Below are 25,662 nucleotides of genomic sequence, written 5' to 3'. Positions count from 1 at the left end.
ACTCGCCGGCCACCGGCGTACGAAGGGCGGCGAGCCATCATGGCGGGCAATGTCATCGAGCGCGGCGACATCTACTTCACGTACCGGCCCCGAGTGGAGCAGGAGCGGGTTCACGGCATCGAAGAGATCCAGCGTCTGTTCGTGATCCTCCAGCCTTCCCGCGGCAGGCGCAGTCGCCGTCTCGTCCTCGGCCGTAAGCACCTGCCGCGGCCCGAGGAGCACGAGCGGTTCTGGGGTTTCGTCGACGAGGTGACCGGCCGGCCGGAAACCCTCGTAGCGGACCTGGAGGGGCGAACGTACGACACGCAGACGCGCGGCGAGCGGACGCAGCCCGAGGCTCGGCCGGCGGGCGAAGGCCGCTACGCGCTCGTCCGGCACGGGGACCACACGCATCTCACCTATGAGCTCGAACTGCCCGAACAGCCCGGCGACGTCCAGGAGGAACTGACCATCGAGCCCGAGGCGAGCTACATCATCGCCGTCAAGAATCCTGAGGCCGGTGCACCGGCCGGAGCCGGTCTGCACCCGCGGCAGCGGGCCGATCTACCGAAACGGCAGCAGGAGCGCTTCGAGGGACGGCGGTTCACCGGCGCCGATCCGGACCTGCTCGACCAGGAGGGCATCGAGTTCGTGCTGATCGGCGCCGCCCACGACGTCGAGGAGGAGCTGGACGTCCGGCTCGACGCGGAGGCCGAGGACGTCGAGTCGGCGGAGATCTTCCGCCGCCTGCACGTGCCGCGCGAGAAGCACCCCACGGAACCGCTGACAAAGGGCGAGTGGCGTTGAGCCGTCCACGGTTCCGGCAGCGCATGCGTTCGCCTCCACGTATCACGATGCCGTCGCCGCCCGACCGAACCGCTGTCGTTCACCGGTCCCCCTGCTCCAGGACGGGCGTCCCGGCAGAGCTTCCGTCCGATTCCTCGGGCACGGGCAGCGGCTGCCGCCAGGGCGTGGATGTGTCGATGCTCGGTGCACTCCGGTCCAGCTTCCCCACCGTCGCCCTGGCCTCCTCCTCCCCACGCGCGGCGACGGCGAGAAGCCGGAAGGGGGCGGACGGCCCCAGTTCGACGCACACCACGGGCCTGCCCGGCCGTACCGCGACGAAGTCCTTCCCGCCCTGATGACCGCGCCTGCCGAGGCACACGGCGCCGGGAACACAGACACCACGCTCGGGGAGGCCGCGCAGGGCCCGCCACCAGTCCCCTTCGAGGGTCACCCGGCGCACCGCCGCCAACGGCACGCGCACATCACGGTGGTGCACGGCCGCCTTCTCCCACCAGGACAGCCGTACGACCAGGTCATCACCCTTGACGAGTATGCGCGCCATCGCTGTGCGCCTCCCCGAACGGGACTGGGGACTACGAGCAGGTCGAACAGCACGAGTGGCCTGACCGGGAAGCGCGCAAACACCATGTGGCGCAGCCTCGCCTGAAGCCATCTCTTACGGCGGTCCGCGCCGGGCAGGTCGACACGGACCGGCGCCGCGGACAGCGCGAGCGCCCCGGCGGGCCTGGCCGGCCGGTCAGCGGATGCGCTCGCCGTCGACCTCGACATGGACCTTCTCGCCGTAGAAGCAGATGTGCTCCGCGGCGGGGAGGGCCTCCGGCAACGGGTGCGGCAGGCTCCAGGCGGCGTCGGGAATCCGGCCGCCGCCGGCCACCAGGTGCCAGTGCTGCCCGTCGCCCTTGTAGGGGCACTCGCTGACGGTCCCGCTCCGCTCCAGCAGCCCGAGGTCCACGTCGGCGAACGGCAGGTAGTACCGCACCGGCAGCCCGGTCTCGAACAGCAACTTCGGGCGTCGGGTCTCGGCCAGCGGGATGTCCTTGTGGCGCACCAGGACATGATGTGAGGCCGCGCGGACGTCCACCCGGTGATAGGGGTCGCGCGGACCGGCGTAGAGCGGCTCGTCCTCCTCGAACCAGCGGTCCATCGCGGCGAAGTCGATCGTCACGTGGTCCTGGAGCGCCGGCGCGTCCGATTGCTTGCCGGGCGGCCCGGTGACCGCTTCCGGCGCCGTGTGGTCGCCCACGACGACGCTCCAGCGGTCCGGCCCCTCGCCGGTGCGGCCGTCGTCCGCCGGGACGAGCAGGTCTGTATGCACGTCGGCCAGCGGGAACCAGTGCCGCGGCGGTTCACCGCGGCGGTAGAGCACCTTCCCGCGTCGGCTGTCGAGCACCGTCCGGCCGGCCAGCACCGCCCGCATGCGCCGGGGCCAGTCCTCCACGTACCACCAGTTCTCGGGCGGCGGGCCGGAGCTGAACTCGCCGCCGCCGGGCCCGAACGGCCCCCTGCCGAGCGTCAGAGTCATCGTCGCCTCCCCGACATTGATCGGTTGAACGCGCAGGCCCGCGCGTTCCGCATCCTGTGCGCGGTACCCGCGAGGCCGCACCCCACACCGGCCCGGGTTCCTCTCACGAGGCGGAAGTGGCAGCATGCCGGGCTCGGCGCCCGCACCAGTGCTCCAGTGCGGCGACCAGTTCGTGACCACGGCGGGTGGGATCGGGCTGCTCGGTGGCCCAGGCGATATAGCCGTCCGGTCGTACGAGAACCAACGGCGGTACGGCAGCCGCGCGTTCCTCGGCCACCCGGTGCACGTCCGCGTCGTATGCCTCCTCCTCTCGTGCGTACGCCTCCAGGGGCTCGGTGGCCAGCAGGACGAACCTTCCGGTGCGCAGTGCCTCGTAGAGCCGGCCGGGCATGGTGTCGCCGGACAGCGGCAGGTCGGGTGCCCGTGCCCCGGCCGACGGGTGCGCGCCGGGCCCGGCCGGGTAGCGGATCGCGATCCCCGACAGCGCCCCCGCCACGGTGTCGGCGACGGGTCCGACGCGCATCACGGTGGCGCCGAGCAGCGCGCGCAGGGGCGCGGTGCGCAGGAGGACGATCCGGGTGAGCACCCCGGTCAGGTGCACCACGCGCCGACCGACCGGATGGCGTTCGGCCTCATAGCTGTCCAGCAGCGCATCGTCCGCGCGGCCACGCACGGTGGCGGCCAGTTTCCAGCCGAGGTTGAAGGCGTCCTGCAGTCCGACGTTCATGCCCTGCCCACCGGCGGGCGAGTGGGTGTGGGCCGCGTCGCCCGCCAGCAGGACCCGGCCCTGCCGGTAATGAGGGACCTGGCGCTCGTCGTTGTGGAACCGGGACAGCCAGCGCGCGTCATGCATACCGAAGTCGGTGCCCAGGACGCGGCGGGTGTCCTCACGGACCTCTTCCAGCGTCGTGGGCACGTCGTCGGGCAGCCGGCGGTGGCGGTACCAGGTCATGACCCGGTGACGGTGACCGGGCGGGTGGCCCTACTCATGCGTGAGTAGGACATCGGTGATGTCGTCGTCGCGGAGGGCGACCAGGTCCGCGGGCTCGTGACCGATTGCGATGTGGTGGTCCGGGCGCTCGCCGAGCACCTCGATCCCGACACCACCACCGTCGGGGAGGTCTGCAGCACAGGGCAGGTCGGATGAAGTCCACTGCGGTTCTGCAGCACCCTGAAAGGGCGCGAGGCTGTATCGACTTGCGGCTCCGCCGCGCGGGCGCGACCAGCCACGACGGGCCGCGGATGAAGAACAACCTGTCACGGCAGTGCCGGCGGAGCTCTCAGCCCACGGGGACGACGGCGACAGGACAGTGCGCGTGATGCAGCACGGCGTGCACCACCGTGCCCAGCAGCAGCCCGAACCTGCCCTCGACCGGGTGGCGCGGAAGCACCACCAGGCCGGCCCCCTCCGACGCCTTCACCAGAGCCGCGGCGGCCGAGTCCACGGTCAGCTCCGTGTCCACGTGAACCGTCGGGTGTTCGGCGACGGGACGCGCGGCGTGGTTCAGCAGCTGAGCGTGGGCGTTCCGCTCCTCCTCAACGTGACTGACCTGCGTTGCCACAAGGCCGGTGTGGGCGAGGGGCGTCCAGGAGTGCACCAGCCGCTCATCGGCCCGGTGCAGCTCCGCCTCGGCGAGCGCGAACCGTACGGCTTCCTCGTCCCGCTCGTTGCGTACGCCCACGACGATGCCGTTGCCGACGGCTTTCGCCATGTCCCCTCGCACCACCACGACCGGCCGGTCGGCATGCGCGGCCACCCTCCGGCTCACCGAACCCAGCAGCAACTCGGCGAAACCACCGCGCCCACGAGTGCCCACCACGATCAGATCGGCGTCCCCTGCCGCGCTCATCAGCGCCTTGGCCGGATCGTCCCGCGCGGGCTCGGTCTCGACCGGCACGCCGGGATGACCGACCGCGAGCCGCGCCCGGGCGTCGTCGAGCACGCCAACGGCCGCCTCCATGGCCCGCTCCGTCAGACCCAGCTCCAAAGCTTCGCCGTACGCGGAGTCCACACCCCGGCCCACGGCATGGACGATCTTCAACCCACAGCCGCGCCGCTCCGCCTCCAATGCGGCCCAGTCCGCCGCGAGCCAGGAGTACGACGTGTCGTCGACGCCGACGACCAGGCAGTCACGATCGGTGCGGGTCACGGTGCCTCCAGATGCGCTCGTGCGGGGTTCGTTCCGTGGGACATGGCACTCCATCCTCTCCGCTGGTCAGATGCGATGTCGGTCCCGGCAGAGGCCCTGACCACGGCCCGCTGGAGGTCTTCGCGTTCCAGGAGGCCGAGCAGGCGCCCCTCCGGGTCGGTGACCAGGACGGCGTCCGTGCCGGCCCGCGTCATGCGTTCCAGCAGTGGGACGAGCGGCTCGTCGGCCCGCACGGTGGCCGGTCCCGGCCGCATGGCGTCCTCGACGGTTCCCTCTGCGCGGGCGGCCGCGACCCGGTGATGGAGGAGACCGACAACCACCTGTCCCGCGTCGGCCACCACACATACCTGGCGCCCGGTCCCGTTCAGGTGGGCACGTTCGCGTCCGCCACGTCCCCGGCCAGCGGGGTGGCCGCCTCCTGTCCCTCGCGCGGCAGGCCCGCCGCGAGCCAGTCAGCCTTGCCGGGAACGTAGTCGTACACCTGCCGGAAGCCGAGCTGTTCGAGCCGGACGGCGGCCCACGCGGTCATGTCGCACAGCTCGTCGGCGCAGTGGACGATCACGGGCCGGTCCGTGTCCAGCCGCTCGAGAGCCTGCTGGTCCAGGTCTCGCAGGCCTCTGTGGAGCGCGCCCGGCAGGTGGACCTGCTCATCGGCGACCAGCTGGGCCGGCCCCTGCGGGAGGAGACCTCCGCCGTATGACCAGCACATGTCGAACCTCAGTCCAAGCGGCGGTCCAGCAGCTCCCTGACTCCCTGAGCCGTCAGGGCCAGCTCCTCCGGCGTGCCCGCGTCGATGACGAGCGCCAGTTCGTCTGACGGCCAGCCGTGGGCGAGCGTGCCGAGCAGGATCATCCGGTGGTCGGTGATCTGCGGGAACGCCTCCCGCATGCGGTTCTGCGAGGTGAACACCGGCACGAGTTCGGTGCCGTCCTGCTGCTCGTAGACGGGCAGACTCACCGTCCCGGGAGGCTGCGTCCCGGTGGCGGCGCCTGTGGGAACCAGCACTTCGCTGCCGGCGAGGGTGTCGAGTTCCATGTCGCCGGCGTCGCCTTCGACAACCGCACGCAGGGCCAGCTGAGCGGCGGACGCGGCACCATTGGGAGAGTAATCGGTCACGGTTGGTCCTCGGATGCATCGAACGTGCCCAGAGACATCGCACTGTCCCCGAACGTGGTACGGCGGCCCGAGTACCCGGACTCGCACCTGCCATGTGCCTCACGGTGACCGCACGTCGGTGCTTCCTCGCACTCGTCCCATCGAACCGGCTCCCGGCGCCTGCGCGAGGTCTCGCATGCGGCGGCGTCAGGTGACGCCGCCGGTGCTTCCGGCGGAGAGCAGCTGGGCGAGTTCGTCGTCCAGTGCCTGACGGACCCTGTCCAGTACGCCGCCCTCGGTGGCTTCGCCAACAGCTTCCACGACACTGGCGGTGGCGACACGGCGCAGATGTTCACCAACCTCGCGGGCAGCTGGGCCACCAGTTTGTTCGCCATCGCGGCGGGGATGTGCTCGGCGAGGGTTTCCAGGGGCTCGGGTGGCGGCCTCAGCGGCGCCCCGGCTGCCCAGCCCGGGGCGCGCCCGTACCTGCCCTATGAAGGTGTCGCGATTCATGACTTTCTTTCCGGTTCTTGCCGGGTGACAGTCACTCAGGGCTTGCGCGGAGCGGGCAGGTCACGTGTTCAGTTCCGCGGCACTGGTGTCGCGGAACACGCATGCGGATCGCCTCGGCCTGCGTGCGGTGTGCGGTGCCGCCCTCGGCCAGGATCCGCACGGCCACGTCCGGCCGATCGGGAGGGGCGAGTTCCCCACGTCCCGCCGTCCAAGCGGGTGGCCTCCGGCACCAGGCGCACGGCGTCTCGGCTTCCGGATCGGGCCGCCCACCCCGCAGCACGACCCCGGTGTGACGTGTAGTGCGTGGAGGCCGGCTCAGGCCAGTGGTGCGATCCCTTCGAGGTCGTTGATGGTCCCGGACATGATGGTCCGGATGTTTTCGGTGAGATGCTCTGCGGGCCAGTCCCACCAGGCGAGGGCAAGCAGGCGGGCGATCTCGTCGTCGGTGTAGCGGGTGCGGATGAGTTTGGCCGGGTTGCCGCCGACGATGCCGTAGTCGGGGACGTCGTCCACGACCACGGCGCCCGAGGCGATGATCGCGCCATGCCCGATGCGAACTCCGGGCATGACCATGGTGTTGTAGCCGAACCAGACGTCGTTGCCGACGACGGTGTCGCCCTTGCCTGGCAGGCCGGAGAGCAGGTCGAAGTGCTCGGCCCAGGAGCCGCCCATGATGGGGAAGGTGGAGGGGCCGTCCATGCGGTGGTTGGCGCCGTTCATGATGAACCGCACCCCGGTGCCCAGCGCGCAGAACTTCCCGATGACCAGTTTCTCCGGCCCGTAGTGGTAGAGCACATTGTGGGTCTCGAACGCCGTCGGATCCTCCGGGTCGTCGTAGTAGGAGTACTCCCCGACCTCGATCAGCGGCGAGGCCACCAGCGGCTTCAGCAGGACTACGCGCGGCAGGTCGGGAAACGGGTGGAGCACTGTCGGGTCTGCAGGAAGGCGGTTCATGGCAGTCGCTTTCGATTCGGCAATAGCCGGTGAATCATCCATTCTGCGCATGTGACGTACGAGACCGCCGGTGACATCAGCCAGCCGACCGCCTCAGCCACCTCCCGAGGCTGGACCGGGCGGCCCACCGGGACTCCCGTTCAGGCGAGTTCAGCCAGGTCGGGCGGGGCCATGTCGGTGTCGACGAGGCCAGGTGCCATCGCGTTGACGCGGATGCCCTCCAGTGCCACCTCGTTGGCCAGGTCCCGGGTGAGACTCACTACGGCGCCCTGGCTCGTCGCGTAGGCGACCGCGCCGTAGATCCCGGCCCGTGCGGGCCGCGACCGAGCTGATGTTGACGACGGGCCCCCTTGACCGCTGCGCCTCGTGGAGAGCCGTTCGACCGTGGCGCGGCAGCACGACAGCGGCCCGAGCACGTGACCGTTCGCCGCCAGGCTCTCCTCGTCACCTTGGTGGCTGTTCCACGTGCGGTCGCGGGTACAGGCCACCGGTGGCGTCCACGGCTAGCCAGTGATCCCGCGCGCGTCATCCGAGGCGAGGAAGGCGACGGTGTCGGTGATGCCGGGCAGGACCGTGTTCGCGGTGATGCCCCGACCGTCCAACTCCCAGGCCGGGGTGCGCCTATGACGTCGATCGCCCCCTTGGTCATGACATGGGCGGCCTCCGGTGGCGCATGCTCGGCAGGACCACCCCTAGTACCCGCTGTGGGTGGCCGATATGCCGCTCATCCCTTCCACCGACTCGACGAGGCGGCAATAGAGCCGCCTCTGATGGCTCTTGGCCAGCCGATGGGCCTGCCGATCGGATGCCGGGCACCGATGGCGCCACCGCGACGGCGCGCATCCGCCAGGAGCACCCCGGCATTCGCGTGCTCGTGCTGACGACCTACGAAGGTGACGCCCATCTTGCCGGCGATCGAGGCCGGAGCCACCGGTTACCTGTTCAAGGACACCCCGATCGGTACTCTGACCGACGCGATGAGCAGTTGCCCCCGCGAGGTTCAGGTACTCGGCCTCGTCGCGCAAGGTCTGTCCAACAGCGACATCGGTCGGCAGCTGTACATCGGCGAGGCGACAGTGAAGACGCACATGATGCGAACGTTCGTCAAGCTGGGCGTCAACGACCGCACCGCAGCCGTCACCGTCGCTCTCTCGCGCGGCATCCTCACCTCACCGCACCAATGACGCTCCACATGCCGGCCAAGCAGAGTCAGCTCGGTTCGCAGGCCCCGGTGATCACATCGACCGTCGAAGACCGTCGTGGCTAGGCCGACGGCGCGCCGGCCCATCGGTGCAGGGCGGTTTCGAGACCGGTGGCGGCGGCGATGCCGGTGGTGTCGGAGGCCCAGGCGACGACCCCGTCGGGGCGTACGAGTACCGCGGTCGGAGTTGCATGGTCGTCGTCGGTCACGCAGCTCACGCGCCCGGCCCAGGCCGCGGCGAGGCGGGCGAACGTGCCGTCCGTGGTGCGGTCGAGGAGCACGATGCCGCCGCCGTGGCTGTGGTCGGCCAGGCGGGAGCCGTCGCTCAGCCACAGGTCGGGGGCGAAACGGCCGATGAGCGGGTGGTCGCCGGGCAGGTCGATGCGTTGCGTGACGCCGGAAATCTTTTTGACCGCGTACGTCGTTCCCGCCCGGGTGCTCAGCAGATCGGCGAGGACCTGGCGCAGCGCGGCCGACATGGCGTCCGGGCGCATCACCCCGGTCTGGGCCCGCGTCCAGTCCAGCACCCAGGCGCCAAGAGGACGGCGCTCGGCGTCGTAGGTGTCGAGGAGTTCTTCGGGTGCCCAACCGGCGGTCACAGCACCGAGTTTCCAGCCGAGGTTCATCGCGTCGCCGACCCCGAGGTTGAGCCCCTGACCGCCGAACGGCGGGTGCACGTGTGCGGCGTCGCCGGCCAGCAGCACCCGTCCCGACCGGTAGGTGTCGGCCTGGCGGGCGTTGTCGGTCCAGCGGGTCGGGGTGGCGCGCAGTGCGGTCAGCGTGACGTCGGTGCCCGAGACCCGGCGCAGGCTGCCCTGCACCTCCTCAAGCGTGACTGGCGCCATGGGGGTCTCGCGCGAGCGCAGCCGAGTTTGGGGAGCGCCGTCGAACTCGACGGTGGCCACCCGGCCGGGCTGGGGCCCGTAGCGGTAGGCCCCCTTGGGCGTCCAGGTCCAGCCGTGTCCGAGCATCGAAGGGTCGGCGATGTCAACGACCGCCTGGTACCCGGTGAGTTCGGGGTCGGTGCCGGAAAAGCCGATGCCCGCGAGGCGGCGCACGGTGCTGTGCCCGCCGTCGCACCCGACCAGCCACCCGGTGCGGACCGTGCCGGCACTCGTGCCGACGAGCACGCCGTCGCCGGTGTCGTCCAGCGCGGCGACCTCCACCCCGCGACGAACTGGTACGCCGAGTCGCGCGACGTGCCCGGCGAGCAACGCCTCCAGCTCGCGCTGCGGCACCATCCTCGCTCCCTCGGCCACGGCGTGCGCGGCAAGGTCGGGATCTGACCAGTCCACGAGGTCGGCGTCGAGGACCATCCCCGCGAAGTGCCCGGTGAACCGTGCCTCGGGCGCGCGCCCGCCGCCACCGGGTGGTGGGTCGCCGGCTGTGCGGGCGAACGAGCCCACGCGTTCGAGTAGTTCGCGCTGCACCGCCTCGGCGGCCGGCAGCAGGCCGCGGCGGTCGAGGGCTTCGGCCGTCGGCAGGTTGATCGACTGCGCCTTCATGGCCTCGTCCGGTTCGGCCCGCCGCTCGAGTATCTGCACCGTTGCCCCGGCGAGCGCCAGTTCCGCGGCGAGTACGAGGCCCACCGGACCGGCTCCGACCACGGTCACGTCCACGTCCTGATCCATATCCACTGTCACGAACAGTGTTCTATAAACGAACAGCGTTCGTGTCAAGTTATAGTGGCCTGGTGAACCCCAGAGAGCGACGCGCGGCACGCCACCAGCCGCCCACCCCCGAGGCCGAAGCCGGTCCCAGGCCGCGGCGGCGCAAGGCCCCGATCACCGTGGAACAGGTCATCGACACCGCCCTGGACGTCATCGCCACCGAGGGCTACGAGGCCCTGACCATGCGCCGACTGGCCGGCGCCCTCGACACCGGTCCCGCCTCGCTCTACGCCCACGTGGTCAACAAGGCCGACCTCGACGAACTGCTCATCGGCCGGCTGTGCGCCCAACTCGCCCTGCCCGAGCCCGACCCCGCGGCCTGGCGGGAGCAGATCCGCGGCGTGTGCGCCCAGCTGCGCGACCAGTACCTGGCCTACCCCGGCATCTCCCGCGCCGCGCTCGCCATGGCCCCCACCAGCCTCGACACCCTGCGCGTCAGCGAAGGAATGCTGGCGATCCTGCTCGCCGGCGGCGTTCCCCCACAGGCCGCCGCCTGGGCCACCGACACCCTCCTGCTGTACGTGGCGGCCCACTGCCTCGAAGCATCCATCGCCCGGCAGCGAGCAGCACACGACGACACCATCTGGGTCCACGACCGGAACGAACTACTGCGCCGGCTCACCGCCCTGCCCGCCGAGACCTTCCCCCACACCACCCGCCACGCCGCCGAACTCACCGCCGGCGAAAGCCACGACCGCTTCGACTTCACCCTCACCCTGATCATCGACGGCCTCACACACCGCTAGGCCGTGCTTTACGTTCGGCTTCCTGTGCACGCCCCGCATGCTGATGATCAAGTCGATCAGGTCCGCAACCGCAGGCGTCGCGGATGTGGCGGTGGCCGTCCGCCCGTCTTCGACCGCGAGGACTACCTACAAGGCCCGGCACGCGGTCGAATGCGGGATCAGCCGTCTCCAGCAGCACCGGGCCGTGGCGACCCGGTCTGACCAACCTGCGGTTCGGTTCGAGGCGACGGTTCAGGTCGTGACGGAGGAAGGGCGCATTTCCTGGCATTGGCGCGGGACGGTGTGTATGGGGTTGCACCTTCCGTAGCGGCATGTGGTCCGGTGGACTTACGTCCCGATGCCTTGAGGAAAGGTCCCTGCTCATGCATTCGTCTTTCATGCCACCCCGCCAGGTCAAGATCGGTGACGCGGCGGCCTTCGCCGGCAGCACGCCGCGGGCGATTCGCCATTACCACGAGATCGGGCTGCTCCCCGAGCCTGAGCGGGGCGGCGATGACCGCCGCCGCTACGGGTACGAGGACATGATCCGCCTGCTGTGGATTCGCAAGATGGCCGATGCCGGGATCGCCCTGGACGACATCCGTGACGCCTTTACCACCAGCACGGCTTCCGCCGGTGCGGACAGCGGAGACGGTATCGCGGGCATCCTGGAGCGGTTGGAGGAAACCCTCGCCGAGCAGGAGACGGAATTGCGGCGGCAGCGGACCGCCGTGCAGCGGATGCGCACCGAAGGCAGCCGGATGGGCCTGCTCTCCGGCGTCGTCACCGAACGCCTCAAGAGCCTGCCCGAGGGCTCCCTGCGTCAGGCGGACCTGGACAGTCTGCTGGTCACTGAGCGGATCTTCGGCCCACTCGGCGCGGCCGTCCAGGCCACCCGCTTCGTCGTCCTGGCCACGCATCCCACTCTGCGGGAGGATTCCGACCGCATCGATGAAGCCGAGGAGGCACTCGATGACAGTGTCGCCGTCGATGATCCACGCGTGGCTCAAGTGGCCGCCGAGCGGCACACCTTCGAAAGCGCCCTGCAGGCCGCCATCGAGGAGTCCGGCCTGGGTAAGGACGACGATGACCTCTTCGACGCCTGGGACACTTTGCACCCTGCCCCCGCCGATGACGGCGAGGGCGAGGACGAGGCCGACCTCAGCTCTGACAGGCGGGAGGCTGACTCCATGAGCGTGTTCGAAGCCACCGGCAAGATGCCCTACGACTTCTCCCCAGCCCGCCTGCGCTGTATGGAACTGGCCGAAGAACTCGCCGCCCAAGACTCACCCGCTACCTAAAACACGGCCTAGGCGTGTCCGGCGGATCCTCCGGCGGCGGGCGCAGCGGTCCGCGGAACGGCCTCATCAGTACGACCGACCGCAAGGCCCGACCGCGAGCACATCGCCGATGCACGTCGGCTTCGCACTGCTCAGGCGGCCGACCCCTCGCCTCGCCGACGTCCGGTGGAGGAACAGCGAGCCGCTCGTCGCCTGATGGTGCATGCGACAGGGCCGTTGTACCCCGCTTGACGTATACCCATATGGGAATATGATCGCTGTCATGGCACGAGCAGCGACGACGTCGGACGCGTTCAACGCGATCGCCGAGCCGCAGCGCCGGGACATCCTGGCGCTGCTGCGGGCGGGTGAGCGGCCGGTCAGCGACCTGGCCGAGGAGTTGGGGATGAGCCAGCCGGGGGCGTCCAAGCACCTGCGAGTGCTCCGGGAGGTGGGGCTGGTGCGGGTCCGCGGGGCGGGCAAGCAGCGCCTCTACGGCCTGGATGCCCGCGGGCTGCGGCCGGTCCACGAGTGGGTCGGCGGATTCGAGCGGTTCTGGAACGAGAGTTTCGACCGGCTGGACACCTACGTGCAGGACCTCAAGCAGACACGGCAGGAGGACTGACCCATGGCAGGGGCAAGGCAAGAACGGGCGGAGCCGGCGACGGCCGACCGGGAGATCGTGATCTCCCGGGTCATCGACGCCCCGCGGGAGCTGGTGTTCGAGGCGTTCACCGAGGTCCGGCACCTGTCGCGGTGGTGGGGTCCGGACGGGTTCACCACCACCACGCGGTCCTTCGAGTTCCGCGAGGGCGGGGAGTGGGACTTCGTGCTGCACGGGCCGGACGGGACCGACTACGCCGAGTGGATCCGCTGGCTGCGGATCGCCCCGCCGGAGCGGATCGTGCTGCTGCACGGTGAGTCCCGCGACGACCCGAACGCCTTCCAGTCGGTCCTGACCTTGGCGCCGGACGGCGCGGCGACCCGGCTCGTGATGCGCACGGTGTTCCCCACCAAGGAGCTGCGCGACGAGGCGGTCGAGAAGTACCACGCGATCGAGGGCGGTCAGCAGACCCTGAGCAGCCTGGCGGCCTACGTCACCGAGATCGTCCGGAAGGGGGCGGAGGGCTGATGGCCGGGAAGGTGTTCTTCAGCGTGTCGATGTCGCTGGACGGCTTCATCGCGCCCGAGTCCGTGCCCGATGACGACGTCCTTTTCGCGCCCGACAAGCACGACGACCCGGATGTTCAGCGCTGGATGGCGCAGTGGATGGAGCTGCAGCAGTGGGCGTTCCCGCTGCGATTCTTCCGGGAGAACCTGAACCTGGGCGAGGGCGGCGAGGAGGGTCGCGACAACGACATCGCGCGGGAGACGTTCGAGCGCACCGGCGCGAGCGTCATGGGCAAGCGCATGTTCGACCTCGGCGAGCAGTCGTGGCCGGAGGAGGCACCGTTCCACACCCCGGTCTTCGTCGTGACGCACACCAAGCGTGACCCGTGGGAGCGGCCCGGCGGCACCACGTTCCACTTCGTCAACGACGGCATCGAGCACGCCCTCGACCAGGCCCGTGAGGCCGCCGGCGACCGCGACGTCCGCATCGCGGGCGGCGGCGCGACGATCCTGGAGCATCTGAACGCCGGCCTGGTCGACGAGTTCTCGATCACGCTGTCACCGGTGCTTTTCGGCGCCGGCACCCGCCTGTTCGACGGCGTGGACGCGTCCAGGATCGCGCTGGAGCCGGTCCGTTCGGAGCCGTCGTCGCGGGTGACGCACCTGACGTACGCCGTGCACCCTCGGTAGCCGCGCCACCTCTCCACCAATAGCCGGACTCCCTCCCCTGCCGGCGTCACGCGGGCCCCTGCCGCGAGGGCCTGAGTGTGGCGACCTCAGGCCCTCGCGGCAGAGAGCGTCAAGGACCATGCCACTCCCCTAGGCCACCCCTGCCGAGGACACGCGGATGACGGGCGTGCGGGCCTTCGATCGGCGTACAACACGCCCGGCGGCAAGGACGCGGCAGTTGGTGTCAGGACGTGACGGGCAAGGTCTAGTGCCAGTTGCTGATCTTCACGTCGTGCGGTGCGGGCTCGCCCTTGCCGGTTTCGACCAGCCTCTTGAGGCTCATCAGGAAGGTCGCCCACTTGGTGCTGCAGTGGTGCATGAACTCCACCGGCTCCTTCCAGCCTTCGTGCCGGAACAGCACGATCGTGAAGCCGTCCTCCTGCTTGAGTTCGAAGCGGATGTGCGTGCCGATCCACTCCTCGGGACCGTCGACGACCTCCCAGAGCACGCGCTCGGCGGGTCGGGCCTCCAGCACCTTCATGTCGAACCCGCCGGGCTCGAAGCGGAACCGGATCACTCCCCCGACGTCGGTGTCGCCGTCCGTGTCCTCCGTCCACCAGCCCGCCAGACCGTCGACCGTGGTCAGGGCCGCGTAGACGTCGTCGGGAGACGACTCGACGCCGATCCTGTGCAGGATGTCCACCATCTCGATACCTCGTTCTTCGGGTGGGCGCCCGCATACGGGCGCGGTTCATCACCGCCACCTCGGATGAGGCGGCGCGCTCGTTCGTGCGGGTCAGTCCTTCTGGCCGCGCTGGATTGCTTCGGCGATCCTCTTGATGCGTTGCAGCCGGGCATCCCAGGCGGCCCCGACCGACGACAACTGCGCTACGGCGCGGGCGAGTTGGGCCTCGTCGACCTGGTAGACGCGCTCGCGTCCGGACGGCGTGACGTGCACCAGCCCGACCCGGTCGAGTACGCCGAGGTGTTTGGCGACCGCCTGCCGCGTGACCGGGAGTTGCTCGCTCAGCGTGGTCGCCGTCCCGCCGCCGTCGGTCAACAGCAGGTCGAGCATCCGCCGCCGGGTCGGGTCCCCCACCGCCGACCAGAGCTCGTCGTCGATGGTGACACTCATGGCGTCGACACCAGCCGGTCGACGTACGAGACGAGGCGGGGCAGGAAGTGGTCCCAGCCGGTGACGTGTTCGCGGTACTGCTCCTCGAGCACGGCCGCCTCCCAGCCCTTCTCCCGGAACCCCTCCTCGGTGAAGCGCAGCAGTGTCCCCGCGCCCGACGGGACCAGCTCGAAGGTCACCAGGAGCGAGTCGTCCGGCGCCGTGGCCTCACTCTCGTCGTACACCCACCGGAAGGAGAACCGCCGGGGCGGGTCGGCCTCCACCACGGTGATCGGTACGACCTTCGCCTCCGGTGTGGACCTGTCGCCGAACGAGATGACCCCGGTGGCGCCGGGCACCGGCTCCAGCTCTGCCTCGTCCGGCCACCACTCCCGCAGATGTTCGGGCTTGCTGATGACCTCGTAGACCACTTCGGGCGTGGCTTCGATGTGGATCTCCCGCTCGATGCTGCCGTACTCCATGGCACGCTCCCACTTTTTCGCAACCTTTGGTTGCACATCACTGTAGACCTCCCCTTCAGGATGCGCAACCATTGGTTGCTATCAGCTGCCCGCCCGTATCCCGTCGAGAGCGCGCCACCCACCTGCTACGCGCGCCCCGCCATCACTCCTCCCGACGGCGTCCGGGCATGAGCCAGAAGTTCAGGGCCGCGCCCGCCACCAAGGTCACGGCGGCCACGCGGAAGGCGAGGCGTACGCCGTCGACGGCGAGGCCGCCGGCCGATTCCACGGTGTGGGAGCCCTGCGTGCTGCCGAGCGCGATCGCCGCGAACGTGGCGAGGCCGAGCGCGCCGCCCACCTGCTGGACCGTGGTGGTCACTCCCGAGCCGAGGCCCGCGTCATCGTCCGAGATGCCGTGCAGGGCCGCGTTCTGCACGGCCGGCAGGGAGGCGGCGAAGCCGAGGCCGGTGACGATCATGGCGGGCATGATGTGCGTGCCGTACGAGGAGTCCTCCTCGACCATGCTGAACATCAGCACGCCGCAGGCCATCACGAGCATGCTGACCACGAGCAGGGTCCGCATGCCCACCCTGGGCAGGAGCTGACCGGCCACGAGGACGCCGGGCAGGAAGGCCAGACAGAAGGGGAGCCAGGCAAGTCCGCTCTCCAACGGGGAGAAGTCCAGGACGTCCTGGTTGTAGAGGACCACCAGGAAGAAGACCGCCTCGGAGACACCGATCAGCAGGATCGTCAGGCCGTTGCCCAGGGCTCGGATGCGTTCGGCGAAGAAGCCGAGGGGGGCGAGTGGCTGGGTGCTTCTGGCCTGGGACACGACGAACACCACCAGGAGTGTGACCCCCACGGCGATCGAACCGGCGGACTGCCACAGCGGTACGCCCGAGCCGGAGGAGAGCAGTCCGTTCACCAGCGCGATGAGGCCGACGGTGAGCAGACCGGCGCCCGTCCAGTCGATGCGTCGGCGGCCCGGGGCCCTGTTCTCGGGCACCAGGCGACGGATCACGAGGAGCGGCACCGCGGCGAGAGGAAGGTTGATGAAGAAGACCCAGCGCCAGTCGACCAGACCGGTCAGGACCCCGGAGAGGACCACGCCGACCACTGCTCCCAGGCCTGACAGGGCTCCCCAGATCCCCAGTGCCTGGGCCCGTTCCTTCTCGTCGGGGAAGATCAGCGCGACGATCGCGAGTCCGGCCGGGACGGCGAGGGCCTCCCCCATGCCCTGGGCGAACCGGGAGGCGATGAGCATCCCGGGCGAGACCGCCAGGCCCGCGGTCAGCGACGCGACACCGAACACAGCCGTTCCGATCATGAACATACGGCGGCGTCCCAGAAGGTCGCCGAGCCGGCCGCCGAGGAGCATCAGCCCGCCGGCGGCCAGCATGTAGGCGTTCACCACCCAGGTCAGGCCGTCGGGAGTGAAGCCGAGTTCCCTGCGGATCGTAGGGAGCGCGACGTTCACGATGGTGAGATCGATCGCGATCATGAACTGCACGAACGACAGGGCCGCGAGAGTCCGCCAGCGATGGCGAGAGGCCTCCGTCACCAGTGCCGACTCCGGCGCGATCACATCCTGCGGTTCGTGCGTGCCGCCTTGCGTGCTTCCCTGCATGGCCTCACAAGCTCCTGCTCATCCGGTCGTGGTCAGGCCGCCGTCGACCGGCAGCACGACGCCGGTGAGATAGGCGGCGCCGCGCGAGGCGAGGAAGGTCGTGACGCCCACGATGTCGTCGGGGCGACCCAGCCTGCGCAACGGGGCGTGCGCGGTCATCTCCGTGCCGAGGGAGTTCGCCATCATGTCCGACTCGAAGGCGCCGAGCGCGAGGGCGTTCACGGTGATCCTCGGCCCGAGCCGCTTGGCGAGATGGCGCGTCATGTGGTGCATCGCCGCCTTGCTCGCCGCGTACGAGTAGGTCTCCATCGGCGGTACGTGCAGCCCGTCGATGGAGCCGATGTTGATGACTCGGGCGGGGTCCTCCTCCGTGCCCGCCGCTTCCAGGGCTCTGCGCAGGTGCCGGGTCAGATGGAAGACGCCCTTCACATTGAGGTCGAGGACCTGGTCCCATGCGGCGTCGTCGAAGTCGTCGAGGGATCCGCCGTAGGTGGCACCGGCGTTGTTGACGAGGATGTCCAGTTCCGGCTGTACGGCGGTGAGTTCGGCGGCGAGGCGGCGGCACTCGGCGTCCCGGGAGAGGTCGGCGGGCAGTGCGTGGCACACGCCGTGCCCGGACAGTTCCTTGGCGGTCCGCTCGCAGGCCTGCGCGTCGCGCGCCGCTATGTAGACGGTGACTCCCGCCTCCACGAACCCACGGGCGATCATGAGGCCGACGCCCCGGCTCCCGCCTGTGATCAACGCGCTCTTGCCTGCGATCGACAGCAGATCGGTCATTGCGGTGGCTCCCCCTCGGCTTTTCTCAGTGGATCGAAGTCGGCGTCGAGTCGGCATCGAGTCGGCGCGGCACGGCGGTCTCAGCCGGTTTCGAGCGCCCGTCGGTAGCCGTTCAGCAGATAGGGCCAGCCTTCGGACTCCGATGCCATCGCCTCACGCATCGACCCGCCGCCGTCGCCGTGCCGCTGGAACTCGCTGTGTGTGAGGGTCACTTGTGTGGAGTACTCGTCCGCCGCGGCGAACCGCACCTCGATCCGGCTGGCTTCCTCGACGTTCTCGGTGGTCGCCCATTCGGGAGTCAACTCCCAGGACAGCACGATGCGTTCGGGCGGCTGCCATGCGAGGACACGACCCCATTTCATCGAGTCGCCGTCGCTGGTGTGCTCCGTCCACAGCGCGCCTTCGCGGCCTTCGAATCCGACCGAGGACAGCGGAGCTCCGGTGAAACCCTGTTTCTCCGGCCACCAGTCGGCGAAGCCGTCGGTGAACCGGGCGAAAGCCTCCGAAGGGGGCACCGGCACCGTGACGGAGACGCGGACGGCGTCGCCACCGCTTTGAGCGGTCATCCTTCTCATCCTTTCTCGTTGAACCCCGTCGCCGAGGAGTCGGCGGAGCGGCCCTTCCCGCTGATCAGGGCGAGCCGCGCCTCGGCCGCGTCGAGCAGGCAGTCGATGACGTAGTCGTAGAAGTCGTTGTTGAAGCCGTGCACGGCCTCCGCGCTGACCTTCGAGGCGTTCACATAGCTGCCCATCGCGGCGAGCCCCGGTCTGTCGTGGTCGTCGCTGAAGGCGCCCAGCACCTCCGCGGCCCGCTGGTGGGTCTCCGGTGCCTCGTCGTGGTCGTCGTCGAGGGCGACCAGCAAGAACGCGCCGTTGAGCAACATGCTGTACATGGGCGCCGCCTGGGCGCCGAACCCGGCCTTCTGCAGCACCTGCACGCCGTTGTCGATGATGGCGAGGGCCGAGGGCACCGTAGGCCCCTGCAGCGTGAGCCGACGGGCGACACCCGGGTAGCCCTGCAGGGTTCGACGACCGCCGCGCAGGAGTTCACCGAACCAGTCGCGCCAGGGCACGTCCACGGAGGGACAGGGCATCTGGCTGACCACCCGGTCGACGACGGCGTCCATGACCGTGTCCCGGTCGCCCACGTGGTGGTAGATGACCGTCGGCCAGACATCGAGCTCGGCGGCCAGCTGTCGAATCCCCCAGCGGTACAGGCCCTGTTGGGCGGTGAGGCGCATCGCCGCCTCGATCACCCGCTCGGGGGTCATGGCCGGTCGAGTGCCCGTGGTTCTTGGGCGCCTCGCACCCGTTCTGCCTGCCATGCGTCCGCCTCCAAAGGAGCAGGGAACAGCTTGCGTCCCCTCACCGAGGATGGTTTAGTCGAGGCGCTCGCCTGTTTTTGTACACAGTACAAGAGGAGCGCACCGGTGTCACTCGGAAGCACCGCCGAACATGGTCCGACCAGCGACGACGTGAATCCTCAGGGCGGCTCGGGCGACCGGGATCCGACGGCGCCGAACGGCGGCGCCCTGGCGGAATTGCTGTCTCCGGTACGAGGCCGGCTCACCGTCGCTGTGGTGCTTCAGGCGCTGTCGGCACTGGCCTCCGTGGTGCCCTTCGTCGCGGTCGCCGAGCTGGGCAGAGTGCTCCTCGAACCGGGTGGAGTGAACGAGGGCAGGGCATGGGCGGTGGCCCTGGCCGGCGCCTCGGCACTGCTTCTTCGGCTGCTCTTCCTCACCGCCGCGGGCGGCATCAGCCACTACGCGGACAACGACCTCCAACTCGACCTGCGCCGCAGGCTCGCGGACCGGCTCGGCCGCGTACCGCTCGGCTGGTACGACGGCACCAACTCCGGCTCCGTGAAGAAGTCCCTCCAGGACGATGTGAGCGCCATGCACCATCTGGTCGCCCACTCCCTGCTCGACCTCACGTCCGCCCTGGTGGTGCCGCTCGCGTCGCTGGCCTATCTGTTCTGGGTGGACTGGCGGATGGCGCTGGTGACGATGGCCCCGCTGGTCGTCGGCATGGCCCTGTACGCCAGGACGATGTCGGGATACGCGGGCAAGATGGCCTCGTACGACGACGCGATGCGACGCATCAACAGCAGCGTCGTGGAGTTCGTCCAGGGCATCTCGGTGGTCAAGACGTTCGGCCAGTCCGGCCGGGCACACCGGCGGTTCATCACCGCGACCGAGGACTTCGCACGGTTCTTCCTCGGCTGGATGGGCGGCCTGATGCGGCTGAGCGCGGTCACCCAGGTCGTTCTCTCGCCGGTGACCGTCCTGCTGGTCGTCCTGAGCGGTGGCGCCCTCCTCATCGACCGGGGTCTGCTCACGCCGGTGGACCTGTTGCCGTTCGCGCTGCTCGGCCTCGGGCTCACCGCTCCCCTGCAGGCACTCGAATTCAGCGGCAACGACCTGCAGTTGGCGACGGTGGCGGCGGGACGTGTACGCGAGCTCCTGAACACGCCGGAGCTGCCGCCCCCGTCCGAGCCCGCCACCGCGGACGGCGACCTGGCCGCCTTCCACCAGGTGCGTTTCGCCTACCGCGAGGGCGACGACGTCCTGCACGACGTGGATCTGGCTCTCGAGCCCGGCACCGTCACCGCGCTGGTGGGCCCCTCGGGCTCGGGCAAGAGCACCCTGGCGAAGCTGCTGCCGCGGTTCTTCGACGTGACCGGCGGCCGGGTCAGCGTCGGCGGGGCCGACGTACGACAGCTGGCCTCCTCGGAGCTCTACGGCAAGGTCGGCTTCGTCTTCCAGGACGTACGCATGCTGCGTACGTCCGTGCGCGACAACATCCGCCTGGGGGTGCCGGACGCCGACGACGAACGGGTCGTCGCCGCCGCGCGGGCCGCACAGATCCACGAGCGGATCCTCCAACTGCCCCGCGGATACGACTCCGTGATCGGTGACGACGCCATGCTCTCCGGCGGGGAGCTGCAGCGGGTGTCGATCGCGCGGGCGCTCCTGGTCGACTCCGGCGTACTCGTCCTCGACGAGGCGACGGCGTACGCCGACCCCGAGTCGGAGGCGGCCATCCAGCTGGCGCTGAGCGAACTGGCCCGCGACCGGACGCTGTTGGTCATCGCCCATCGCCTCGCCACCGTGGTGGAGGCCGACCTGATCGTGCTGCTCGACGGCGGACGGATCACAGAACAGGGCCGCCACGAGGAGCTGCTCGCGGCCGGCGGCCGGTACGCCGAGATGTGGCGGGCGCATCAAAGCGCGTCCGAGGAGCTGGCTCCGACCGGCCGACCGCACGAAAGGCTCGCATGATGATCCGCGATCTGTTCACGGCCCTCGGGCGGGAGCACACCGGCCCCCTGCGGACGACGCTGGCCGGGATCGTGGCCTCCGCCTTGCTGCAGGGCGTCGCCTTCGCCCTGCTGGTGCCGGTACTGCGCGCGCTGCTCGACCACGACACCTCGGCGGCGTGGCCCTGGCTCGCCGCCCTCGCCACGGTCTGGGCCTCGTACGCGGCGGCGTGCTATCTCAGCCAGATCTCCGGATACCGCGCGGGAGCCGCGGTGTCCCGGATTCTCCACCGCAGGCTCGGCGACCACGTGGCGCAGCTGCCGCTCGGCTGGTTCACCGGTGACCGGATCGGCCGGCTGAGCCGTCTCACGGGACAGAGCGTGGTCGATGTGATGGGCGTTCCGGCCCACTTGCTGCGTGAGGTCGTGGGCGCGTTCGTCACCCCGGCCACCGTGGTACTGCTCATGTTCTTCTTCGACTGGCGCCTGGCCACCGCGGCCCTGGCCAGCGCGCCCCTGCTCGCCCTGGTCTACCGGTGGAGCGGGCGGCGGGTGCAGCGCAGCGACCACGCCGCCGACGACGTGCTGACCGAAGCCGGCGGCAGGGTGGTGGAGTTCGCGCAGAACCAGCCCGTCCTGCGGGCCTTCGGCCGGACGTCCGACGGCCACCGGCTCCTGGACGAGGCGCTGGTGGCGCAGCGCAACAGCGGACGGCAGCTCATCCGCGTCGGGCTGCCGGGAGTGGTGGGGCTCGCCGGCGCCGTGCAGGCGTCGTTCACGGCGATCCTGCTCCTCGGCACGTATCTCACGCTCGGCGGTTCCCTCGCCGTACCCGAACTGCTCGCGCTGCTCGTGCTCTCGGCCCGGTTCGTCGAGCCCATGGTGAAGGCGGCCGACCTCGGGAGCGCGCTGCGGGTGGCGCGCAACGCGCTGATCAGGATCAACGAGGTGCTCGCCGAGCCCACGCTGCCCGAGCCCGAACGCCCGGCGCGGCCCACGGGGTCGGAGATCGAGCTGGACCGGGTGACCTTCGGCTACCGCCCGGGCAGCCCGGTCCTTCGTGACCTCTCGCTGCGGCTGCCCGCCGGGAAGATGACGGCGCTCGTGGGCCCGTCGGGCTCGGGCAAGACCACGATCACCCGGCTCATCCCGCGCTTCTTCGACGTCGACTCCGGCTCCGTGCGCATCGGCGGCGTGGATGTGCGGGACATCCCCTCCGGCGAGTTGGCCGCCGGTGTCTCCCTGGTGTTCCAGGACGTCTATCTCTTCGAGGGGTCCATCGAGGACAACATCCGCCTGGGGCGGCAGGACGCCACCGACGAAGAAGTGCGCGACGCCGCACGGCTCGCCCGTGTGGACGAGATCGTCGACCGGCTGCCGCAGGGCTGGCGGACCCAGGTGGGCGAGGGCGGGGCGCAGCTGTCCGGCGGCGAGCGCCAGCGCATCTCGATCGCCAGGGCGATTCTCAAGGACGCGCCGGTGGTCCTCCTCGATGAGGCCACGTCATCGCTCGACCCGGTCAACGAGGCAGCCGTACAACAGGGTTTGGCGGCCCTGTGCGAGAACCGCACGCTGCTGGTCGTCGCGCACAACCTGCGCACGGTGGTGGCCGCCGACCAGATCGCCGTACTCGACGAGGGCCGGATCACGGAACTCGGCTCGCACGAGGAGCTGCTGGCCCTGGACGGCCGGTACGCGGCGTTCTGGCGGGAGCGCAGCAGGGCGCGGGGGTGGCGGCTGGCCAAAGGCGCGCGGGCCGCCGGAGCCGGATCTCGCCCCGTCACAGGCGCGGTGTCGCCGCGCTTCCCCTGAGCAGGGCTCCCACCCGCGGCAGTGCGGGAGCGAAGGCCCGGCCGAACGCGTAGCGGTACACCATCGCGGGGGTGATGCCCCGGGTGCCCGCGGCGAGACGGCTGCCCAGTTCGGCCAGTTCCGCGGGGTCCGCGGTGACGCGGTGCATGATCCGCAGGGCCGGCAGGAAGACCCGGCACCGGCGGTAGATCAGGTCGGACAGCGTCATCTCCAGCAGGTTGCCGATCTTCGAGCGGTGGTGGAAGGGGAAGTACCGCTGGTTCATCGTCAGCCGCAGATGGGCGCCGGATCCGGCGACGTCGCCGAACACCTTGGACGTACGGAAGGCGGTGTTGAGCCCCGCGACCAGCTCGGCGTAGGCGGCGCGCTGCCGGGCCCGCTCGTCCTTGTCGTCCGCGGTCTCGATGGCGTGCAGCGAGATGTGGGCCGCGAGGCCGTTGCGGAAGTGCGCGGCAAGGCGGGCGACATGGTCCGGAGCGCGCTCGGCGGCGCGCGCGTACACGTCGGCGGAGACCATCGCGATGCCGGACGGCAGGGTCATGTCGCTGGTGGTCTTCCCCAGCGTGACGATGTCGGCGTGATCGACGATTCCCTGGTGGGCCAGGTAGTGCTCGCCGCTGCGCCAGCCGCCGCTGAGTACCTCGTCGACGCCGACGAGAAAGCCGTACTCCTCACGCAGTCCGCTGATGACGTCCAGGACCGCGTCCGGGAGCCGGCCGCACATCGCGCCCTGGATCAGTTCGAACCAGACCAGGGCCACCTCGCCGGAGCGCAGCAGTGCGGAGAGCCGTTGCGGGGCGTCGTCGGCGAACGGGTCGAGGTAGACCAGGTCACGGTAGTAGGGGCGGAAGGCGTCCGGGTCGGACTCGGTCTGCTGCGGGCCGTGCTTGCTGAGGTTGAGTGAGAACAGCGTCTTGCCGCCGTAGTTGCCCCGGAAGGTGACTACCTTGCGCCGGTCCGGGTTGGCCAGCAGGGCGAGCGTGACCGCCGTGTCGTTGGCGGTGGCACCGCTCACCGCGGGAAAGGCGTGGCTGAGTCCGGTCAGGTCGATGAGCTTGCGTTCCAGGTCGGCGAAGTAGTCGTGGCCGGGATCGTGCTGCTCGAACACGTCGGGGACCAGGTCGGGCGGATTGTGTCCGCGCAGATTGCTGCCGACGCCTCCCCCGCAGTCGATGACGTCCCAGCCCTCGGCGGTGGTGAACCGGCCGCCCGCGGCCCGCCGGATGTCGACGTCGAGCCCGAACGTCGTGGCCAGCTTGGCCATGTTCGGGTTGATGTGCAGCCCCCAGTAGCGGACCGTCTCGCTCCGGTCGGACTCGATGGCCCGCAGGACCGCAGCCTGGCGCTCGTCCACATGGCCGTGGCGCCGCAGCGTCTCGCGGACGAGCGAGGCGCACAGTGTGTTCCCGCCGAAGGTGGAGGTCTGGGCGAAGCAGTCGACGTCGTTGCGCCACACCTGGTGGGCCGAGCTCGTCAGGGTGAAGGCACCGAACGGAGCCTGTCGGTCCGTCAGGTTCTCGCCGAGGACCAGGACGTCCGCTTCGACCGGGTTGTCGAACAGGTCGGGGCGGTCCGCGTCGAGCTCGGTGCAGCACAGGACGGTGAGCCCGCCGCCACGCCGGCAGGTCGCCACCAGGTCCCTGATGTCCCGGTGGCGCAGGTCCGTGTGCTCCTCGCGTACGACGATCACCGCGGCCCAGGTGCGGCCCACGAACTCCCGCAGCGCCCGCGCGGCCGAGTCCACGCAGACCACGTGCGGGATGAGCGCCTCCTCGGCGCCGCGCCCCACCGGGTCCATGAAGTCGCGGTAACGGCCCTTCTCGTCGAGCAGCAGCACCCAGCCCCCGGTGTCCTTGCCCGCGCGGACGGCGGTGTGCCGGGCCAGCTTGATGGCGCCGGACAGCGCCTCCAGGCCGGAGTTGACGAGATAGGAGACGTGCGTGTCGGTCCGACCGCTCCCCCGGCCCGCCAGCTCGCTGAGCAGGTAGCCGACCTGGGCGGCCGGTGCGTTGATGTAGTTGCTGGCTATCAGGAAGGTGCACCGCTCGTCCCGGTTGTGCCGGGTGAGGTGCGCGAGGGTCTCGGCTGTCGCGGGCCGGAACGCCGAACCTGATGTGCTGTTCATCGGGCTCCTTCTTCCTTCGTCGGTCATGGGGTGGACGGCCACTGCGTTGCGGGAGCCGCCGTCGAGGCGGGCCGGGGGCCGGCCAGCTCCTCCAGCAGTCGCGTTCGCTGGGGTACGAGGTAGAAGTGGTCGCCGGGCAGCGTGCGCAGCCGGAACGGGCCACTGGTGACCTCGGCCCACGCGGCCGCCTCGTCTTCGCGGACCTCCGTGTCCTCGTCGCCGATGACAGCGGTGACCGGGCAGGTCAACAGCCCGGCGGGGGTGGGCAGATAGGTTTCGATCAGCCGGTAGTCGGCCCGCAGCGCGGGCAGGACGAGGCGCTGGAGTTCGGCGTTGGCGAGCAGGTCGGCGCTGGTGCCGCCGAGGCGTACGACATCGGCCAACAGGCCTTCGTCGCCGCGCAGATGGACCGTTCCGGGCCGTTGCGCGGTCGGCGCCGGGCGTCCGGACACGTACAGGTGCCGGACGTCGCGGCCACCCGCCTCCAGGCGTCTGGCCACTTCGTAGGCGACGGAGGCGCCCATGCTGTGCCCGAACAGGATGGTCGGGCGTCGCGGCAGGAGCGGCACCTCGGCGGCGATCGCGTCGGCGAGTGGGTCCATCGCGTCGATGAGGGGCGCCTTGAGGCGGTCGGCACGGCCGGGGTACTGGACGGCGAACAGCTCGTAGCGCTGCGGTAGTTCGGCCGCCCAGTCCCGGTAGGCCGCGGCGGTGCCTCCGGCGTGCGGAAAGCACAGCAGGGTGGTCCCGGCCCATTCCCGGGGCCGGAAACATCGGAACCACTCGGACTTCGGGACGTGCGCGCGCACGGTG

General features: G+C 70.2%; 28 protein-coding genes. 9 read left to right on the top strand and 19 right to left on the bottom strand.

What is annotated here, in order from left to right; translation table 11 throughout:
* The first annotated feature begins 39 nt into the window (after window positions 1-39).
* A complete protein-coding gene (locus AB0I98_RS32475) occupies window positions 40-786 on the top strand; it encodes a hypothetical protein (RefSeq protein WP_362948210.1) in 747 nt (248 codons plus the stop codon).
* A 79-nt stretch (window positions 787-865) separates the two neighbouring features.
* Here the strand turns inward: AB0I98_RS32475 and AB0I98_RS32470 are convergent, their stop codons facing one another.
* The 9 genes from AB0I98_RS32470 to AB0I98_RS32430 all read right to left on the bottom strand — a co-directional run bounded on the left by AB0I98_RS32470 (window position 866) and on the right by AB0I98_RS32430 (window position 7,508).
* Window positions 866-1,327 carry a hypothetical protein gene (locus tag AB0I98_RS32470; RefSeq protein ID WP_362948209.1) on the bottom strand — a complete coding sequence of 154 codons (462 nt, stop codon included), beginning with the start codon at window positions 1,325-1,327 and terminating at the stop codon, window positions 866-868.
* A 195-nt stretch (window positions 1,328-1,522) separates the two neighbouring features.
* Complete coding sequence (locus AB0I98_RS32465; RefSeq protein WP_362948207.1) at window positions 1,523-2,308, bottom strand: DUF427 domain-containing protein; 786 nt, start codon at window positions 2,306-2,308, stop codon at window positions 1,523-1,525.
* Between the two features lie 103 nt (window positions 2,309-2,411).
* On the bottom strand, window positions 2,412-3,260 hold the full coding sequence (locus AB0I98_RS32460) for an FAD-dependent monooxygenase (protein ID WP_362948206.1): 849 nt from the start codon (window positions 3,258-3,260) through the stop codon (window positions 2,412-2,414).
* Between the two features lie 328 nt (window positions 3,261-3,588).
* Window positions 3,589-4,458, bottom strand: a complete 870-nt coding sequence (locus AB0I98_RS32455; RefSeq protein ID WP_362948204.1) for a universal stress protein — start codon at window positions 4,456-4,458, stop codon at window positions 3,589-3,591.
* Window positions 4,455-4,796, bottom strand: coding sequence for a CBS domain-containing protein (locus AB0I98_RS32450; protein ID WP_362948202.1), 342 nt, complete (start codon window positions 4,794-4,796; stop codon window positions 4,455-4,457). The genes AB0I98_RS32455 and AB0I98_RS32450 overlap by 4 nt, the downstream gene beginning before the upstream one ends.
* Before the next feature lie 26 nt (window positions 4,797-4,822).
* Complete coding sequence (locus AB0I98_RS32445) at window positions 4,823-5,167, bottom strand: rhodanese-like domain-containing protein (RefSeq protein ID WP_362948200.1); 345 nt, start codon at window positions 5,165-5,167, stop codon at window positions 4,823-4,825.
* Between the two features lie 8 nt (window positions 5,168-5,175).
* Window positions 5,176-5,574: an SseB family protein gene (locus tag AB0I98_RS32440; protein WP_362948198.1), complete on the bottom strand. Its 399-nt coding sequence runs from the start codon at window positions 5,572-5,574 to the stop codon at window positions 5,176-5,178.
* Between the two features lie 807 nt (window positions 5,575-6,381).
* Window positions 6,382-7,020 carry a CatB-related O-acetyltransferase gene (locus tag AB0I98_RS32435; RefSeq protein ID WP_362948196.1) on the bottom strand — a complete coding sequence of 213 codons (639 nt, stop codon included), beginning with the start codon at window positions 7,018-7,020 and terminating at the stop codon, window positions 6,382-6,384.
* Between the two features lie 140 nt (window positions 7,021-7,160).
* Window positions 7,161-7,508, bottom strand: a complete 348-nt coding sequence (locus AB0I98_RS32430) for an SDR family NAD(P)-dependent oxidoreductase (RefSeq protein WP_362948194.1) — start codon at window positions 7,506-7,508, stop codon at window positions 7,161-7,163.
* A gap of 417 nt (window positions 7,509-7,925) precedes the next feature.
* Between AB0I98_RS32430 and AB0I98_RS32425 the strand changes: the two genes are divergently transcribed.
* Window positions 7,926-8,204, top strand: coding sequence for a response regulator transcription factor (locus AB0I98_RS32425; protein ID WP_362948192.1), 279 nt, complete (start codon window positions 7,926-7,928; stop codon window positions 8,202-8,204).
* A gap of 79 nt (window positions 8,205-8,283) precedes the next feature.
* Here AB0I98_RS32425 and AB0I98_RS32420 read toward each other — a convergent pair whose 3' ends face one another.
* A complete protein-coding gene (locus tag AB0I98_RS32420; protein WP_362948229.1) occupies window positions 8,284-9,852 on the bottom strand; it encodes an FAD-dependent monooxygenase in 1,569 nt (522 codons plus the stop codon).
* Between the two features lie 62 nt (window positions 9,853-9,914).
* Between AB0I98_RS32420 and AB0I98_RS32415 the strand changes: the two genes are divergently transcribed.
* The 5 genes from AB0I98_RS32415 to AB0I98_RS32395 all read left to right on the top strand — a co-directional run bounded on the left by AB0I98_RS32415 (window position 9,915) and on the right by AB0I98_RS32395 (window position 13,696).
* Window positions 9,915-10,637 (top strand): TetR/AcrR family transcriptional regulator, encoded by a 723-nt coding sequence (locus tag AB0I98_RS32415; protein ID WP_362948190.1) that lies wholly within the window; start codon window positions 9,915-9,917, stop codon window positions 10,635-10,637.
* A gap of 362 nt (window positions 10,638-10,999) precedes the next feature.
* Entirely contained in the window at window positions 11,000-11,917 is a 918-nt protein-coding gene (locus AB0I98_RS32410) for a MerR family transcriptional regulator (RefSeq protein ID WP_362948189.1), read from the top strand.
* Window positions 11,918-12,179: 262 nt separating this feature from the next.
* Window positions 12,180-12,521: a metalloregulator ArsR/SmtB family transcription factor gene (locus tag AB0I98_RS32405; protein ID WP_362948187.1), complete on the top strand. Its 342-nt coding sequence runs from the start codon at window positions 12,180-12,182 to the stop codon at window positions 12,519-12,521.
* A 3-nt stretch (window positions 12,522-12,524) separates the two neighbouring features.
* Complete coding sequence (locus AB0I98_RS32400; RefSeq protein WP_362948185.1) at window positions 12,525-13,028, top strand: SRPBCC family protein; 504 nt, start codon at window positions 12,525-12,527, stop codon at window positions 13,026-13,028.
* On the top strand, window positions 13,028-13,696 hold the full coding sequence (locus tag AB0I98_RS32395; protein ID WP_362948183.1) for a dihydrofolate reductase family protein: 669 nt from the start codon (window positions 13,028-13,030) through the stop codon (window positions 13,694-13,696). The genes AB0I98_RS32400 and AB0I98_RS32395 overlap by 1 nt, the downstream gene beginning before the upstream one ends.
* A 244-nt stretch (window positions 13,697-13,940) precedes the next feature.
* On the opposite strand, the gene AB0I98_RS32390 is transcribed toward AB0I98_RS32395, so the two are convergent.
* The 7 genes from AB0I98_RS32390 to AB0I98_RS32360 form a co-directional block, all read right to left on the bottom strand.
* Complete coding sequence (locus AB0I98_RS32390; protein ID WP_362948182.1) at window positions 13,941-14,381, bottom strand: SRPBCC domain-containing protein; 441 nt, start codon at window positions 14,379-14,381, stop codon at window positions 13,941-13,943.
* Window positions 14,382-14,471: 90 nt separating this feature from the next.
* Window positions 14,472-14,810, bottom strand: coding sequence for a metalloregulator ArsR/SmtB family transcription factor (locus tag AB0I98_RS32385; protein WP_362948180.1), 339 nt, complete (start codon window positions 14,808-14,810; stop codon window positions 14,472-14,474).
* A complete protein-coding gene (locus AB0I98_RS32380) occupies window positions 14,807-15,271 on the bottom strand; it encodes an SRPBCC family protein (RefSeq protein WP_362948179.1) in 465 nt (154 codons plus the stop codon). Before AB0I98_RS32380 ends, AB0I98_RS32385 begins: the two co-directional genes overlap by 4 nt.
* A 142-nt stretch (window positions 15,272-15,413) precedes the next feature.
* Window positions 15,414-16,877 carry an MFS transporter gene (locus tag AB0I98_RS32375; RefSeq protein WP_362948177.1) on the bottom strand — a complete coding sequence of 488 codons (1,464 nt, stop codon included), beginning with the start codon at window positions 16,875-16,877 and terminating at the stop codon, window positions 15,414-15,416.
* An 18-nt stretch (window positions 16,878-16,895) separates the two neighbouring features.
* A complete protein-coding gene (locus AB0I98_RS32370; protein WP_362948175.1) occupies window positions 16,896-17,654 on the bottom strand; it encodes an SDR family oxidoreductase in 759 nt (252 codons plus the stop codon).
* Between the two features lie 80 nt (window positions 17,655-17,734).
* Window positions 17,735-18,220, bottom strand: a complete 486-nt coding sequence (locus AB0I98_RS32365; RefSeq protein WP_362948173.1) for an SRPBCC family protein — start codon at window positions 18,218-18,220, stop codon at window positions 17,735-17,737.
* Between the two features lie 5 nt (window positions 18,221-18,225).
* Window positions 18,226-18,924, bottom strand: coding sequence for a TetR family transcriptional regulator (locus AB0I98_RS32360; RefSeq protein ID WP_362948171.1), 699 nt, complete (start codon window positions 18,922-18,924; stop codon window positions 18,226-18,228).
* 159 nt (window positions 18,925-19,083) lie between these two features.
* Between AB0I98_RS32360 and AB0I98_RS32355 the strand changes: the two genes are divergently transcribed.
* Window positions 19,084-20,934 carry an ABC transporter ATP-binding protein gene (locus AB0I98_RS32355; RefSeq protein ID WP_362948169.1) on the top strand — a complete coding sequence of 617 codons (1,851 nt, stop codon included), beginning with the start codon at window positions 19,084-19,086 and terminating at the stop codon, window positions 20,932-20,934.
* On the top strand, window positions 20,931-22,724 hold the full coding sequence (locus AB0I98_RS32350) for an ABC transporter ATP-binding protein (RefSeq protein WP_362948167.1): 1,794 nt from the start codon (window positions 20,931-20,933) through the stop codon (window positions 22,722-22,724). Before AB0I98_RS32355 ends, AB0I98_RS32350 begins: the two co-directional genes overlap by 4 nt.
* Here AB0I98_RS32350 and AB0I98_RS32345 read toward each other — a convergent pair.
* Both AB0I98_RS32345 and AB0I98_RS32340 read right to left on the bottom strand, forming a co-directional pair.
* Window positions 22,693-24,849: an aminotransferase class III-fold pyridoxal phosphate-dependent enzyme gene (locus AB0I98_RS32345; RefSeq protein ID WP_362948165.1), complete on the bottom strand. Its 2,157-nt coding sequence runs from the start codon at window positions 24,847-24,849 to the stop codon at window positions 22,693-22,695. The genes AB0I98_RS32350 and AB0I98_RS32345 overlap by 32 nt on opposite strands.
* Window positions 24,850-24,872: 23 nt before the next feature.
* Window positions 24,873-25,658, bottom strand: coding sequence for an alpha/beta fold hydrolase (locus AB0I98_RS32340; RefSeq protein WP_362948163.1), 786 nt, complete (start codon window positions 25,656-25,658; stop codon window positions 24,873-24,875).
* Window positions 25,659-25,662 lie beyond the last annotated feature (4 nt).

It is taken from the genome of Streptomyces sp. NPDC050211 (genome assembly GCF_040656035.1).
In the GTDB taxonomy this organism is placed as follows: domain Bacteria; phylum Actinomycetota; class Actinomycetes; order Streptomycetales; family Streptomycetaceae; genus Streptomyces.
This window is presented reverse-complemented; position numbering and strand designations above follow the sequence as displayed.